Annotated in this window: 12 protein-coding genes; 9 read left to right on the forward strand and 3 right to left on the reverse strand. The window is 66.0% G+C overall.

The annotated features are described in order from the left end of the window. Positions 1–28: 28 nt before the first annotated feature. Genes AC1RRP_RS02400 through AC1RRP_RS02425 form a run of 6 tightly spaced genes read left to right on the forward strand, consistent with a single transcriptional unit; the run spans position 29 to position 7,531 of the window. The gene (locus tag AC1RRP_RS02400; protein ID WP_493032881.1) at positions 29–721 is read left to right on the forward strand and encodes a TetR/AcrR family transcriptional regulator; all 693 of its coding nucleotides are present in this window, start codon (positions 29–31) and stop codon (positions 719–721) included. A 6-nt stretch (positions 722–727) separates the two neighbouring features. After that, entirely contained in the window at positions 728–1,882 is a 1,155-nt protein-coding gene (locus AC1RRP_RS02405; protein ID WP_493032883.1) for an efflux RND transporter periplasmic adaptor subunit, read from the forward strand. Positions 1,883–1,885: 3 nt separating this feature from the next. After that, positions 1,886–5,032, forward strand: coding sequence for an efflux RND transporter permease subunit (locus tag AC1RRP_RS02410; protein ID WP_493032885.1), 3,147 nt, complete (start codon positions 1,886–1,888; stop codon positions 5,030–5,032). A gap of 42 nt (positions 5,033–5,074) precedes the next feature. Next, positions 5,075–5,740, forward strand: a complete 666-nt coding sequence (locus AC1RRP_RS02415; protein WP_493032887.1) for a protein-L-isoaspartate O-methyltransferase family protein — start codon at positions 5,075–5,077, stop codon at positions 5,738–5,740. A 23-nt stretch (positions 5,741–5,763) separates the two neighbouring features. Further along, complete coding sequence (locus tag AC1RRP_RS02420; RefSeq protein WP_493032889.1) at positions 5,764–6,108, forward strand: rhodanese-like domain-containing protein; 345 nt, start codon at positions 5,764–5,766, stop codon at positions 6,106–6,108. Positions 6,109–6,151: 43 nt separating this feature from the next. Then, on the forward strand, positions 6,152–7,531 hold the full coding sequence (locus AC1RRP_RS02425; RefSeq protein WP_493032891.1) for a TolC family outer membrane protein: 1,380 nt from the start codon (positions 6,152–6,154) through the stop codon (positions 7,529–7,531). On the opposite strand, the gene AC1RRP_RS02430 is transcribed toward AC1RRP_RS02425, so the two are convergent. From AC1RRP_RS02430 to AC1RRP_RS02440, 3 genes are all read right to left on the reverse strand, one after another. After that, a complete protein-coding gene (locus AC1RRP_RS02430) occupies positions 7,519–8,793 on the reverse strand; it encodes a 3-deoxy-D-manno-octulosonic acid transferase (RefSeq protein WP_493032893.1) in 1,275 nt (424 codons plus the stop codon). The genes AC1RRP_RS02425 and AC1RRP_RS02430 overlap by 13 nt on opposite strands. Then, positions 8,793–9,806 (reverse strand): lipopolysaccharide heptosyltransferase I, encoded by a 1,014-nt coding sequence (gene waaC / locus AC1RRP_RS02435; protein ID WP_493032895.1) that lies wholly within the window; start codon positions 9,804–9,806, stop codon positions 8,793–8,795. The genes AC1RRP_RS02430 and waaC overlap by 1 nt, the downstream gene beginning before the upstream one ends. Before the next feature lie 105 nt (positions 9,807–9,911). Then, positions 9,912–11,375: a phosphomannomutase/phosphoglucomutase gene (locus tag AC1RRP_RS02440; protein WP_493032897.1), complete on the reverse strand. Its 1,464-nt coding sequence runs from the start codon at positions 11,373–11,375 to the stop codon at positions 9,912–9,914. 115 nt (positions 11,376–11,490) lie between these two features. Here AC1RRP_RS02440 and AC1RRP_RS02445 point away from each other — a divergent pair, with 115 nt between their 5' ends. From AC1RRP_RS02445 to AC1RRP_RS02455, 3 genes are all read left to right on the forward strand, one after another. Next, a complete protein-coding gene (locus AC1RRP_RS02445; RefSeq protein WP_493032899.1) occupies positions 11,491–11,661 on the forward strand; it encodes a hypothetical protein in 171 nt (56 codons plus the stop codon). A 218-nt stretch (positions 11,662–11,879) separates the two neighbouring features. After that, entirely contained in the window at positions 11,880–12,779 is a 900-nt protein-coding gene (locus AC1RRP_RS02450) for a hypothetical protein (protein ID WP_493032900.1), read from the forward strand. A gap of 54 nt (positions 12,780–12,833) precedes the next feature. Continuing rightward, complete coding sequence (locus AC1RRP_RS02455) at positions 12,834–14,660, forward strand: cytochrome c3 family protein (protein WP_493032902.1); 1,827 nt, start codon at positions 12,834–12,836, stop codon at positions 14,658–14,660. Positions 14,661–14,668: the final 8 nt, after the last annotated feature.

The following is a 14,668-nucleotide window of genomic DNA, read 5'->3' on the forward strand; positions in this document are numbered from 1 at the left end:
ATAACCCGTCAGTCATTAACGCCTGTTCATGATCACCAAGCTGCTTTCCGACACCTGCGCCAAGGTGCAAGCCAAACGCGAACGGCGCAAGGAAGCCCGTCCGGGCGAGTTGCTGGCCGCCGCGCTGGAACTCTTCGTCGAGAAGGGTTATGCAGCAACGCGCTCCGAGGAAGTGGCACGGCGCGCCGGCGTCTCCAAGGGCACGCTGTTTCTCTACTTCGCCAGCAAGGAAGAGCTGTTCAAGGCCGTGGTGCGCGAGAACCTGGTCGGCCGGTTCGACGAGTGGAACGCCGAGTTCGAAACCTTCCCCGGCAGCACCCCCGACATGCTGCGTTACGCCCTGATGATGTGGTGGCAGCGCGTGGGCAATACCCCGGCGGCGGGCATCACCAAGCTCATGATGAGCGAAGCCAGCAACTTCCCCGAACTCGCGGCCTTCTACCAGCAGGAAGTCATCGAGCCCGGCCACGAACTGGTCCGGCGCATCCTGCAGCGCGGCGTGGACCGCGGTGAATTTCGCCCCGTAGACATGGAGCACGCCATCTATGTGGTGCTGGCCCCCATGATCTTCCTCATGTCCTGGAAGCACTCCTTCGGCGCCTGCGCCAGCCCTTCGGCCATCCTGGACCCTGAGAAATACCTCGAACTGCAGGTGCAGACCCTGCTCTACGGCCTGTGCCCGACCGGTGCCGCGGCCAACCCTCTTGTGAATGGAAAGTAGAACACGATGAAACGCTGGATCAAATGGGGGCTGGTGGCCCTGGTCGTGGCCCTGCTGGCCGTCGCCGTGCTGCGCGCCCTGGGCGCACGCAAGGTCCAGCAGGCGGCGCTGGCCGAACAGACCGCGCGCGGAACGCAGACCGTGATCGAACTGGCTGCGGGCGACCTGCTGCCGCTGCAGATGCAGGAGCTGCTGCGCGGCTTGCCGGTCTCGGGCACGCTCAAGGCGGCCAACACGGCCTTTGTGAAGGCCCGCGTACCGGGCGAATTGCAGGGCCTGAGCGTGCGTGAAGGTGACGCCGTGAAAGCCGGCCAGGTCATTGCACGCATCGACCCGGCCGAGTACGAGGCCCGGCTGCGCCAGGCCCAGTTGCAGGCCGACGCGGCCCGGGCGCAGATCGACATCGCGCAGCGCCAGTACGACAACAACAAGGCCCTGGTCGACCAGGGCTTCATCTCCAAGACCGCGCTGGACACCTCCCTGGCCAACCTGAACGGCGCGCGCGCCAGCTTCGAGGCCGCCGGGGCCGCCGCGGATGTGGCGCGCAAGAGCATGGCCGACACGGTGCTCAAGGCCCCCATGGCCGGTTTCATCTCGCAGCGCCTGGCCCAGCCGGGCGAGCGCGTGGCGGTGGACACGCGCATCGTCGAGATCGTCGACCTGTCGCGCATGGAGATCGAGGCCGCGCTCAGCGCCGCCGATTCGGTGGGCGTGCGCGTAGGCCAGCAGGCCCTGCTGCAGGTCGAAGGCCACGCCCAGCCGGTGCCGGCACGCGTGGCACGCATCAACCCCAGCACCCAGGCGGGCAGCCGCAGCGTGCTGGTCTACCTGCAGCTCAAGCCGGCGCCCGGTCTGCGCCAGGGCCTGTTCGTGCAGGGCGCGCTGGGCACCGAGAAGCTCAAGACGCTGGCCGTGCCGCTGCAGGCCGTGCGCAGCGACAAACCCCAGCCCTACGTGCAGGTGGTCGAGAACCAGCAGGTGCGCCACGTCAGCGTCACGCTGGGTGCGCGTGGCCAGGCCGGCGGCCAGGACATGGTGGCGATCGCCGGTCTGGCCGAGGGCAGCACGGTGCTGGCGGGCGCGGTCGGCCCCTTGCGTGAAGGCACGGCGGTGCGCACCACGGCGGCAGCACCGGCCGCTGCCGGCAGCCAGGGACGCTGAGCCATGTGGTTCACCCAAGTCAGTCTCAAGAACCCGGTCTTCGCCACCATGGTCATGCTGGCCTTCGTGGTGCTGGGCCTGTTCTCCTACCAGCGCCTGCAGGTCGACCAGTTCCCCAACGTCGACTTTCCGGTGGTGGTGATCAGCACCGAGTACCCCGGCGCCTCGCCCGAGATCGTGGAGAGCGAGGTCACCAAGAAGATCGAGGAGGGCGTCAACTCCATCGCCGGCATCAATGCCCTGACCTCGCGCAGCTACGAAAACCAGTCGCTGGTCATCATCGAATTCCAGCTGCACATCGACGGCCGCAAGGCGGCCGAGGACGTGCGCGAGAAGGTCGCTTCCATCCGCCCCAGCCTGCGCACCGAGGTCAAGGAGCCGCGCGTGCTGCGCTTCGACCCGGCCAGCCGCGCCATCTGGTCGCTGGCCGTGCTGCCCGATGACCAGGCGGGCAAGGCGCTCAGTGCCGTGGAGCTGACCAGCTGGGCCGACCAGGTGCTCAAGAAGCGCCTGGAGAACGTGCGCGGCGTCGGCGCCGTGACCCTGGTGGGCGCGACCAAGCGCGAGATCAACCTCTACCTGCGCCCCGAGGCGCTGGAGGCCTACGGCATCACGCCCGAGCAGGTGGTGGCCGCCGTGAAAAGCGAGAACCAGGAACTGCCGGTGGGCGCGGTGCGCTCCAGCGCGCAGGAGCTGGTGGTGCAGATCGATGCGCGCATGCAGCGCCCCGAGGATTTCGGCCGCATCATCGTCACGCGCAAGGGCAACACGCCGATCCGACTGGCACAGGTCGCCACGGTGCAGGATGGCCCGCAGGAGGTCGAGACCCTGGCGCTGCACAACGGCCAGCGCACGCTGCTGATGTCGGTGCAGAAGGCGCAGGACGAGAACACCATCGCCGTCATCGACGGCCTGACGCGCACCGTGGCCGAGCTCAAGGGCCAGCTGCCGGCGGGCGTGCGGCTGGAACCCATCTTCGACGGCTCGCGCCCGATCCGCGTGGCGGTGGACAACGTGCGCCGCACCCTGATCGAGGGTGCCCTGCTGACCGTGCTGATCGTCTTCCTGTTCCTGAACTCCTGGCGCTCCACCGTCATCACGGGCCTGACGCTGCCGATTGCGCTGATCGGCACCTTTCTCTTCATGTACTGGTTCGGTTTCACCATCAACATGATCACGCTGATGGCGCTCTCCCTGTGCGTGGGCCTGCTGATCGACGACGCCATCGTGGTGCGCGAGAACATCGTGCGCCATGTGCAGATGGGCAAGGCGCCCTACCAGGCCTCGCTGGACGGCACGCAGGAGATCGGCCTGGCTGTGCTGGCCACCACCTTCTCCATCGTCGCGGTGTTCATGCCCATCGGTTTCATGGGCGGCATCATCGGCAAGTTCTTCCACGAGTTCGGCATCACCATCGTGGCGGCGGTGCTGATCTCCATGTTCGTGAGTTTCACGCTCGACCCCATGCTCTCCAGCCTGTGGCACGACCCCAGCATCCACGCGCATGGCCAGAAGACCGAACCCCGCAACCTCTATGACAAGACCATCGGCCGCGTGACCGGCTGGTTCGACCAGGCCACCGAGAGCCTGGCCGAGAGCTACCAGTCCATCCTGCGCTGGTCGCTGGCCCACAAGCTGGCCACGCTGGGCATCGCCTTCGCCATCTTCGTGCTCAGCATCGTGATGGTGCCGCTGCTGGGCACCGAGTTCGTGCCCAAGGCCGACTTCTCGGAAACCACGGTCAGCTTCTACACCCCGGTGGGTTCCTCCATCGAGGCCACCGAGACCAAGGCGCGCCAGGTGCAGGATATCCTGCGCACCTTCCCCGAGGTGCGCTACTCGCTGGCCACGCTCAACACGGGCAACGCGCTCGGCAAGAACTACGCGAGCGTCTACGTGCGCCTGGTCGACCGCAAGGACCGGCAGCGCAACGTCGACGAAATGTCTGCGGTCTTGCGCGAGCGCCTGCGCCAGGTGCCGGGTCTGACGGTGACGCACGTGGGCCTGCTCGACCCGGTGGGCGGGCAGAAGCAGATCGAGTTCTCGCTGCAGGGCAATGACCTGGCGGAACTCGAACGCCTGAGCCTGCTGGTGATGGAGAAGGTGCGCGACGTTCCCGGCCTGGTCGACCTCGATTCCAGCGTCAAGCCGGGCAAACCGACCATCGCCGTGCAGGTCAGGCGCGAGGCAGCCGCCGACCTGGGCCTGAACGTGAACCAGATCGCCACCTCGCTGCGCACCCTGGTCGCCGGCCAGACCGTGGGCAACTGGCGCGCCAGCGACGACCAGACCTACGACGTCAACGTACGCCTGGCCCCGGAGTCACGCAACAGCATGGGTGACCTGGAGCGACTGCCCTTCGCCATGGGCAGCAACACCGACGGTACGTCGCGCGTGGTGCGCCTGAACCAGGTGGCGCAACTGCGGGAGGACACCGGCTCCAACCAGATCAACCGGCGCGACCTGATGCGCGAAGTGGCCATCAACGCCAACGTCTACAACCGCTCGGCCGGCGAGATCTCGGCCGACATCCGCAAGGCGCTGGACAGCATCGCCTTCCCGCCGGGTTACCGCTACCAGTTCGGCGGCTCGACCAAGAACATGCAGGAGTCCTTCGGCTACGCGATCTCGGCACTGGCCATGGCCGTCATCTTCATCTACATGATCCTGGCCAGCCAGTTCAAGAGCTTCTTCCAGCCGCTGGCGCTCATGACCTCGCTGCCGCTCACGCTGATCGGCGTGGTGCTGGCGCTGCTGATGTTCCGCTCCACCCTCTCGATGTTCTCCATCATCGGTGTGGTGATGCTCATGGGCCTGGTGACCAAGAACGCCATCCTGCTGGTGGACTTTGCCATCCGGGCCAGGGAGGAAGGCATGGAGCGCGCCGAGGCCCTGCTGATGGCGGCGCGGGTGCGCTTGCGCCCCATCCTGATGACCACCCTGGCCATGATCTTCGGCATGGTGCCACTGGCCTTTGCCCTGACCGAAGGCTCCGAGCAGCGCGCCCCGATGGGCCAGGCCGTGATCGGCGGGGTCATCACCTCTTCCCTGCTGACGCTGGTGGTGGTGCCTGTGGTCTACTGCTATATGGACGACTTCAGCCAGTGGCTGCTGAGGCGCTGGCGCGGCGAAAAGGCGCCCGCCAAGTAAAATTTTCCAGGATCCCCTACAATACCCCATGGAGTATAAGAAATGAACTTCGAACAAGCCCGTTTCAACATGATCGAGCAGCAGATCCGCCCCTGGAACGTGCTCGACGCCGCTGTGCTGGACATCCTCTCCATCGTGCGCCGCGAAGACTTTGTGCCTGTCGCGCACAAGGCCCTGGCGTTCGCCGACATGGAGCTGCCCCTGCGCAACGGCGGCGAAGCGGGCCAGTGCATGCTGGCGCCCAAGGTCGAAGCCCGCATGCTGCAGGACCTGGCCGTTCAGAAACATGAAAAGGTGCTGGAGATCGGCACCGGCTCCGGCTACATGGCCGCCCTGCTGGCACAACGTGCCCAGCGCGTGATCTCGCTGGAGATCGATCCCGAACTGGCCACCCTGGCGCGCGCCAATCTGCAGAAAGCCGGCATCTCCAACGTGGAAGTGCGCCAGGCCGACGGCGCCAGGGGCCTGCCGGTCGAGGCGCCCTTCGATGTCATCGTGCTCAGCGGCTCGGTCGCCGAGGTGCCGCACAAGCTGCTGGAGCTGCTCAAGACCGGCGGACGCCTGATGGCGATCGTGGGTGACGCGCCGGTGATGCGCGCCACGCTGATCCAGCGCACCAGCGCGGTCGAATACCTGACCAGCCAGGGCTGGGACACGCTGGCGCCGCGCCTGCTGAGCTTCCCCGAACATTCCCGCTTCAACTTCTGAGGCGCCCACCGACGACAAGCACCATGATCGAACACATCCACCCCGGCGATCTCCAGGACTGGGTTGCCAAGGCCCAGGCCCATGGGCGCCCGCTCATCCTGGATGTGCGTGAACCGTCCGAACTGCAACACGCCAGCATCAAGCCGGACCCGTCCTACGATCTGGTGACCATCCCCATGGGGGTGATTCCGCCGCGGCTCCACGAACTCGACCCGTCGCGCCCGGTAGCCTGCCTGTGCCATCACGGCGGGCGCAGCATGCGCGTGGCCCAGTTCCTGGAACACCAGGGGTTCAAGCAAGTGGCCAACATCAGCGGCGGCATCAATGCCTGGTCGCTGCAGGTCGACCCGACCGTGCCGCGCTACTGAGTACAACCGCATTTCCCGCCTATCCCCTGGAGTACCCGCCACCATGAAAACCTACCGACTGCTGCCCCTGACCGTGGCCATCGGCGCCGCGCTGGCCTTGCCCGTGCACGCCCAGAGCCTGCTGGAACTCTACGACGCGGCACGCGGCCATGATGCGGCCTACCAGGCGGCCAAATCGCAATACGAAGCCAATCTGTCCAAGGCCGACCAGGCCAAGGCCGCCCTCCTGCCCACGGTCAACTTGACGGCGGGCGCGTCCACCACACAGCTGCGCACCGAGGCCGCCGGCACGACGAGCGACCGCAGCTTCGAGAACCAGAACGTCGGCGTCAATGCCACCCAGCCGCTGTACCGCGCGGCCAACTTCGCCAGCTACCAGCAGGGCACCCTCCAGACCGATCTGGCCGAAGCCCAGCTACTTAGCTCCGAGCAGGACCTGATCGTGCGCGTCAGCCAGGCCTACTTCGACGTGCTCGCCTCGCAGGACAGCCTGACCTTCGTGCAGGCCCAGAAGACGGCCGTGGCCGAGCAACTGGCGTCGGCACGCCGCAACTTCGAGGTGGGCACCGCCACCATCACCGACACGCGCGAGGCGCAGGCCCGCTTCGACCTGGTCACGGCCCAGGAAATCGCCGCCGACAACGACCTGCGCGTGAAGAAGCTGGCCCTGAACCAGCTGGTGGGCAAGGCCGACACGGCGCCCTATCCGCTGGCCCCGGCCACCACCCTGCCCGCGCTGACGCCCGATGATGTGAACACCTGGGTGCAGCAGAGCCAGGAGCAGCATCCGGCGATCCGCCAGGCGCGCATCGGCCTGGAAGTGGCCACGCTGGAGACCGACAAGGCCAAGGCAGGCCACAAGCCCACGCTGGACCTCACGGCCAGCCATAGCGTGAACCGCAACGTCGGCGGCACCGCGCTGTCGCCGACCGATTCGCGAACCTACAACACGACGGTAGGCGTTCAATTCGTCCTGCCGCTGTTTGCCGGTTTCGCCACGCAGAACCGCCTCAAGGAAACCCTGGCCCTGGAAGACAAGGCCCGCTCCGATCTGGACGCGGCGCAGCGCAATGTGGCGCAGGGCACCCGCAGCGCCTATTTCGGCGTGGTCTCGGGCCTGGGACAGGTGAAGGCCCTGGAGGCGGCCGAAGCCTCCAGCCAGAGCGCCCTGGACGCCAACAAGCTGGGCTACCAGGTCGGCGTGCGCATCAACATCGACGTGCTGAATTCGCAAAGCCAGCTCTACCAGACCAAACGCGATCTGGCCAAGGCGCGTTACGACGTACTGGTGGGCAGCCTCAAGCTGCGCCAGGCCAACGGCACGCTCAAGAGCGAAGACCTTCAGGGGGTGAATGCCCTGCTGGCGCCGGCAGCACCGGCCACCACGGCACCGGCTGTCCCCGCAAGCACTCAACCCAGGTAAACCGCCAGCGCCTCTCGTGTGCGCAGTGCGGCGCCACGGTGTGCCTTGGCGAACCGGCTGGCCTCGCGTGCCATGGCCTGCTGGCGCAAGGGCTGCTGCACCAGTTGCTGCGCCGCCGCCACAGCGCAAGCCAGGTCGCTGCAGCGCTGGGCCGCACCGGCCTCCTGCGCCAGGCTGGCGGCCTCGTCGAAATTGAAGGTGTGCGGTCCCATGAACACCGGGCAGGCACAGGCGGCGGCCTCAATCAGGTTCTGTCCGCCCAGCGGCGCGAAGCTGCCCCCCAGCAAGGCCGCATCACTCAGGCCGTAGTACAGCGCCATCTCGCCCAGCGTATCGCCCAGCCAGACGTCCGTCGACATCTCGACCAGACCCGGTGCGCCGCCCCACTGGCTGCGCCGCGCGAGGCTGAAGCCGTGGCGGCCCACCAGCTCGGCCACCTCGTCGAAGCGCTGCGGATGGCGCGGCACGATCAGCCACTGGACCATGCGCGCGCCCTCGCCGGCCTGGCGCAGACACTGCAATAGTTCGGCCTCCTCGCCCTCGCGCGAACTCGCGAACATGATGACCGGACGACCCAGTGCCGTGCGCCAGGCCTGACCGCGCGCCATCTGCCCGGCATCGGGCGTGGCATCGAATTTCAGGTTGCCGAACACCCCCTGTACCGGCGCACCGATGGCGGCCAGGCGCGACGCGTCGTCCTGTGTCTGTGCCCACACCGCAGCGAGGCTGCGGTAGACCGGCACGGACAACCAGGCCAGTCTTTGCGCCTTGCGCAGCGATTTCTCGCTCAGGCGCGCATTGGCCAGCACCAATGGCACGCCGGCACGTTCGCAACCAGCCGCCAGATTGGGCCAGACCTCGGTCTCCAGCAGGATGCCCAGGCGCGGATGGAAATGGTCGAGAAAGGACTGCACGGCCGCAGACGTGTCCCAGGGCAACCAGACCTGCAAGTCACCCTCGCGCAACAGACCCACGCCCTCGGCGCGGCCGGTGGCCGTCCCGTGCGTGAGCAGCAGTCGATACGCCGGCCACTGCTCGCGCAGTGTGGCCAGCAGCACGGCCGCCGCACGCGTCTCGCCTAGCGAGACCGCATGCACCCAGAGCGTGCGACCATCGTCCGGCAAGGCCGGCATGGCGTACTGCCCGAAGCGCTCCTCCACAGCGACCAGATAACCCGGCTCCTGGCGGCCACGGCGCATCAACTTGCGCCGCAGCAGAGGCTGCACCAGCCAGGCCAGCAGGGAATAGAGCAAGCGCGCCATCAGGCGTTCCCGCCGGATGGCTGCACCTGGGCCCAGGCCAGCCAGACGGCCTCCACCGCAGGTACGGGCTGCGCATAAACGCAGCGCTGGCGGGCGCGGCCCTGGGGCCCGGTGCGCCAGGCGGTATCGAAGTTGTAGATCTGCACGTGGGGCAGGTCCAGCGCCACGGCGATGTGGCTCAGCCCGCTGTCCACGCCGATCACGCCGGCGCAGCTGGCCAGGGCATCGGTCAACGCGTCCAGCGCCAGGCGCGGCCAGACCACGGCATGGGACATCCCGCGCGCCAGGGCCTCGCTGCGGCGCTGCTCCTCGTCAGTGCCGTGCAGCAGGGCCACGTCATAACCAGCGGCGTCCAGCCGCTGTGCCAGTGCCAGCCAGTGCGCGGCCGGCCATTGCTTGTCGGCACGCGAGGTGCCGTGCACCAGGGCCACGCAGGGGCGTGCCGAGAGCATGCCGATGGCGATCTTTTCAGGCGAAATCTCACCCTGCCCCTGATGCGGCTGCAGGCCGAAGACCTCCTGCGCCGGCACGCTGTAGCCCAGCGCCCGGGCGCACAGTTCACGCGAGCGCTGCACCGCGTGAACATGCGGTTCGATGCGGATGGCCACGTCGGCCACCCAGCGCGTCGGCGCCTCGTACCCCGAACCCTCGGTGCGGTTGGCCAGGGCGTAACGCTGTCCGGCGGGTGCCAGACGTGCCAGCCAGGCCGCCAGGGCCGACTTGGTCAAACCCTGAAGGTCGATCACGGCGTCGTAGGCCTCGCGCTGCAGCTCGCTCCTGAACGCAGCCCATTCGGCACGCGTGGTCGCCGCGAAGGGCGCCTTGCGCCAGCGCCGCAGTTCACAGGGGATCACCCGACGCACACCGGCACAGCGCCGTACCAGCGGCGCGAAGCCTTTCTCGACCACCCAGTCGATCTGCGCCTGCGGCAGCGCCCGCCGGATGTCCTGCACCGCCGGCATGGTGTGCACCACATCTCCCAGCGAAGAGAGCTTGACGATGAGGATGTTCAAATGTGGCCCCCACGCTTGTCACTGCGTGTACTGCGCTGCCCCCCGAGGGGGCCCTCGCGTCTTGGGGCGGCCCGGCGACGCTCGCGCCTCAGCTTCTGCCTCATGCTAGTGCGCAGCTTCGGCAAAGGAAGCATCGGGCTTGACACTGCGCAGCAGGGTCAGCATCTCGCCCTCGATGCGCTGCAGCGCCGCGGCCGTATGCCCTTCGAAACGCAGCACCAGCACCGGTGTGGTGTTGGAGGCGCGGATCAGGCCGAAGCCGTCGGGCCAGTCCACGCGCACGCCGTCGATGGTGTTGACCTTCGCGGGGGCGGCGAACGAGGCCTTGGCCACCAGTTGGGCCACCAATAGGTGCGGCTCGCCCTCGGCGCACTTGACGTTGATTTCGGGCGTGGAGTGGCTGGTGGGCAAGGCGTTGAGCACAGCGCTGGCATCCTTCGAGCGGCTGAGGATCTCCAGCAGGCGGCAGGCGGCGTAAGTGCCGTCGTCGAAACCGAACCAGCGTTCCTTGAAGAAGATATGGCCGCTCATCTCGCCGCCCAGCGGGGAATCGATCTCCTTCATCCTGGCCTTGATCAGCGAGTGGCCGGTCTTGAACATCAGGGGCTGGCCACCTGCGGCTTCGATCGCCGGCGCCAGGCGCTGCGAGCACTTGACGTCGTAGACGATGGTGCCACCGGGCACGCGCGACAGCACGTCCTGTGCGAACAGCATCATCTGGCGGTCCGGGTAGATGTTGCTGCCGTCCTTGGTCACGATGCCCAGGCGATCGCCGTCGCCGTCGAAGGCCAGGCCCAGCTCGGCATCACTGCTCTTGAGCGCAGCGATCACATCGCGCAGGTTCTCGGGCTTGCTCGGGTCGGGATGGTGGTTCGGGAAGGTGCCGTCGACGTCACTGTGCAGTTCGGTGACCACGCAGCCCAGTGCGCGCAAGATGGCCGGCGCCGAAGCACCGGCGACGCCGTTGCCGGAATCCACCACGATCTTCATGGGGCGCGCGAGCTTCACGTCGCCGATGATGCGGTCGCGGTAGGGCGCATAGACGTTGAGGTTGCGCACCGAACCGGCCCCCACGCTTGCCATTTCATGTGCTGCGCTGCCCCCCGAGGGGGCCTTCGCGGCTTGGGACGGCCCGGCGCCGCTCACACCGGCCTGCAAAGTCCAGGACTCGGCTTCCATGGTCCGGCGCAGGTCCTGGATTTCCTCGCCATAGATGGCGCGACCGGCCAGCACCATCTTGAAGCCGTTGTAGTCGGCCGGATTGTGACTGCCCGTGACCTGGATGCCGCTGCTGCAGACGGTGCTGGCGGCGAAATACAGCATCGGCGTGGTGACCATGCCGACATCGATGACCTCGATGCCCGCTTCCATCAAGCCGCGGATCAAGGCAGCGCTCAGGGCTGGACCACTCAGGCGGCCGTCGCGCCCGACGGCCACTCGTGTTTCACCGGCCCGGCGCGCGGCGCTGCCGAAAGCGCGCCCCAGGGCCAGGGCCAGCTTGTCGTCGAGGGTGGACGGCACGATGCCGCGGATGTCATAGGCCTTGAAGATCGAGGCAGAAACTTGCATGGTGGGATGCTGTCGGTAGTCGACCGGACAGGCGACGATGCCTCCGGGTTGGCTCATTGTAGGCGGCACATGGCACTCACCATAATGAAGTCCACCGCCCACTCAGGAACCGGCCATGAACTCTGCGCGCAAGACCAAACTCAAGCTGAAACACCATAAACCACGCAACCCTCTGGTCGCGCCGGTCATGCAACGCAAGGCCGGTTCACATCGCAAACCAGGCAAGACGCTGCGGCAGGAAGACAAGAAGAAGGTGCGACAGGCCTTGGGAGAGCTGGCATCCTGAGGACCTGCCTGTCCATGCATCCGACCTGACTTGATCCTGACTTTCCGGAGCAATTCGCATTTAACAAAAAGGCGCAACAGTTCCCGGCCAAAAGAACAATTTGATACGCGATTCAAGGCCTCGGATCGCGAAGAGATGCCCCAGATCTTTTAACATCAAAGACCTTACATACTGAGATGGAATTCGTCCCTAGCCCCCGGGCGAATGCGAGGTTTCCCATGGGTGCATTACAAAACACGGCCACAAGCGGCAGAACACCGGAGAAGGTTCCCAAAACCGGCAACCTGCTGGCTGGCGATACCCTCGTCTATCTGCTCCTGGCTGCCCTGGTCTGGCTGACCTGGTTCATCAGCCAGCGCGGTTATTTCGAGGCCGGCGACGACGTGGGCTATTGGCTCGGCGTAACAGGCGGCAGCATGATGCTGTTGCTGTTCAGCTATCCCTTGCGCAAGCATTTCAAGTTGGCCCAGAACTGGGGGCGGGTCAAGTGGTGGTTCCTGCTGCACATGACGCTCGGCGTGGGCGGCCCGCTGCTGATCCTCCTGCATTCGACCTTCCGTATCGGCTCGCTCAATGCCGGGGTGGCGCTCTACAGCATGATCATCGTCGCTTTGAGCGGCGTCGTCGGCCGTTTCATCTATGCCCGGGTGCACCGCGGCCTGCGCGGTGAACTGACAGGGTTCAAGGAACTCCAGGCGCGCGCCAAGCTGGACCAGGACGAGGTGCGCTCCCGCCTGGCCTTCGCACCCACGGTGGAAGCCGATCTGAAGGCCTTCGAGCAGGCGGAGTTGCAGGCCCCGGCCGGTTGGCTGACCTATTTCCGCCAGGTTTTCTGGCTGCCCATCAAGCAATGGATCGTCTACCGGCGTTGTGTGCACGGCCTGCGCATGCCGATCCGCAAGCTGGCACGGCACGGCCAGTGGAGCCATGCGGACCTGATGCGGCGCGAAGCCATGTCACGCAAGCTGGTGCGGCGTTATCTGACGGCCGTGGTCCGGGTGGCCCAGTACACCGCCTACGATCGCCTGTTCTCGCTCTGGCACGTGGCGCACATTCCTTTCGTGTACCTGCTGGTCATCAGTGCCATCGTGCACGTGGTCGCGGTCCACGCCTACTGAGCCCCCCCCATGCACGGCAGCATGCTCCAGCTCGGCCGACTCAGATACCCGCCCGTGTATTTGTGCTTGCTGGCCTGCGCCTGGGTGCTGGTCTGGCTGCCCGCCAGCGTCCAGGCACAGAGCATCGAATCGGTGATTGCCCCCGGCAAGGTCATCCAGGCCCATGCCAAGTACGAGGACGAGTGCTCGCAATGCCACGTGCGCTTCGACCGAAAGGCACAGGACGGCCGTTGCATGGACTGCCACAAGGATGTCGGTGCCGATGTCCGCGGCAAGGCCGGCTACCACGGCAAGATGAAACCTCAGGCCTGTCGCAGCTGCCACACCGACCACAAGGGCCGGGATGTCCGCATCGCCGAATTCGACAAGAAGAAGTTCGACCACATGCAGACCGACTTCAGTCTGCGCGGCAAGCACCAGGAAGTGGAGTGCGACAAGTGCCACGTGAGCGGCAAGAAGTACAGCGAGGCGGCGCAGGGCTGCAACGACTGCCACAAGAAGGACGACGTCCACAAGGGCTCGCTCGGCGCGAAGTGCGTCGACTGCCACACCGAGAAGAACTGGAAGGAAGCACGCTTTGACCACGACAAGACGCGCTTTGCCCTGAAAGACAAGCATGCGCTTGCCAGGTGCGCCGACTGCCACAAGGACAACCGGTACAAGGAGACCCCGCTGGCCTGCGTGGCCTGCCACAAGAAGGACGATGACAGCCGGAACGGCCACAAGGGCCAGTTCGGCGAGAAGTGCGAGTCCTGCCATAACGCCAGATCGTGGAAGGAAAACACCTTCAACCACGACATCGACACCAGGTACGTCCTGCGCGCCAAGCACCGCATCGCCACCTGTGCCAGCTGCCATACCGGCCACCTGTACAAGGTCAAGCTGAGCCAGGACTGCTACGCCTGCCACAAGAAGGACGACAAGCACAAGGAAAGCCTGGGCAAGAACTGCGGCAGCTGCCATACCGAGCGCGACTGGAAGGAGAAAGCCAAGTTCGACCACGACAAGACCGACTTCCCCTTGCTGGGCAAGCACGTCAAGGTGGAGTGCAAGGACTGCCACAAGAGCGTGATGTTCAAGGAAGCCCCCAAGGCCTGCTATGGCTGCCACAAGAAGGACGACAAGCACGATCGCACCCTGGGCGAGAAATGCGCTGACTGCCATGCGGAAAAGGACTGGAAGAACACCACCGGCCGCTTCGACCACGACAAGACCGAATTCAAGCTGCGCAATGCCCACGCAGAGAAGACCCTCAAATGCGAGTCCTGCCACAAGGACCTGCGCAGCTTCCGAAAGACAGCGCTGGACTGCTACAGCTGTCACAAGAAGAACGACAAGCACGAGGGCCAGGAGGGCACCAAGTGCGAGTCCTGCCATAACGACCGCTCCTGGAAAGACACGCGCTTCGACCACGGCCAGTCCCGCTTCCCGCTGACCGGCAAGCACGTCATCACGTCCTGCAAAAAATGCCATGAAACAGCGCGTTACAAGGATGCGCCGCGCGATTGTTATGGTTGCCACAAGAAGGACGACAAGCACCAGCTGAGGTTCGGCGTGAAGTGCGAGAACTGCCACAACACCCGCGCCTGGGGACTCTGGAGCTTTGACCACAAGGTGCGCACCGGCTACACGCTCGACGGCGCGCACCGCAAGGTGGCCTGCGAGAGCTGCCACCGCGAACCTGCGCCCCGCGGCAAGGAGGCCGCCTTGCTGGGCAGCAGCTGCGTCGGCTGCCACCGCAAGGAAGACGTGCACGACGGTCAGTTCGGGATGCGTTGCGAACAGTGCCACAGCACGGACAACTGGAAGAACTTCAGGAACCGCATCAGCGCGCTGGATCTTGCGCCAGACCCCAACCCCTGGGCCACCAGGAATCGATGAAGAGAGGA

It is taken from the genome of Hylemonella sp. GW821-FHT12C09 (assembly GCF_058807395.1).

Bases quoted from the DNA above. Each gene is read 5' to 3' on its own strand.
- AC1RRP_RS02400 (WP_493032881.1), top strand. From the start codon at position 29: ATGATCACCAAGCTGCTTTCCGACACCTGCGCCAAGGTGCAAGCCAAA.
- AC1RRP_RS02405 (WP_493032883.1), top strand. From the start codon at position 728: ATGAAACGCTGGATCAAATGGGGGCTGGTGGCCCTGGTCGTGGCCCTG.
- AC1RRP_RS02410 (WP_493032885.1), top strand. From the start codon at position 1,886: ATGTGGTTCACCCAAGTCAGTCTCAAGAACCCGGTCTTCGCCACCATG.
- AC1RRP_RS02415 (WP_493032887.1), top strand. From the start codon at position 5,075: ATGAACTTCGAACAAGCCCGTTTCAACATGATCGAGCAGCAGATCCGC.
- AC1RRP_RS02420 (WP_493032889.1), top strand. From the start codon at position 5,764: ATGATCGAACACATCCACCCCGGCGATCTCCAGGACTGGGTTGCCAAG.
- AC1RRP_RS02425 (WP_493032891.1), top strand. From the start codon at position 6,152: ATGAAAACCTACCGACTGCTGCCCCTGACCGTGGCCATCGGCGCCGCG.
- AC1RRP_RS02430 (WP_493032893.1), bottom strand. From the start codon at position 8,793: ATGGCGCGCTTGCTCTATTCCCTGCTGGCCTGGCTGGTGCAGCCTCTG.
- AC1RRP_RS02440 (WP_493032897.1), bottom strand. From the start codon at position 11,375: ATGCAAGTTTCTGCCTCGATCTTCAAGGCCTATGACATCCGCGGCATC.
- AC1RRP_RS02445 (WP_493032899.1), top strand. From the start codon at position 11,491: ATGAACTCTGCGCGCAAGACCAAACTCAAGCTGAAACACCATAAACCA.
- AC1RRP_RS02450 (WP_493032900.1), top strand. From the start codon at position 11,880: ATGGGTGCATTACAAAACACGGCCACAAGCGGCAGAACACCGGAGAAG.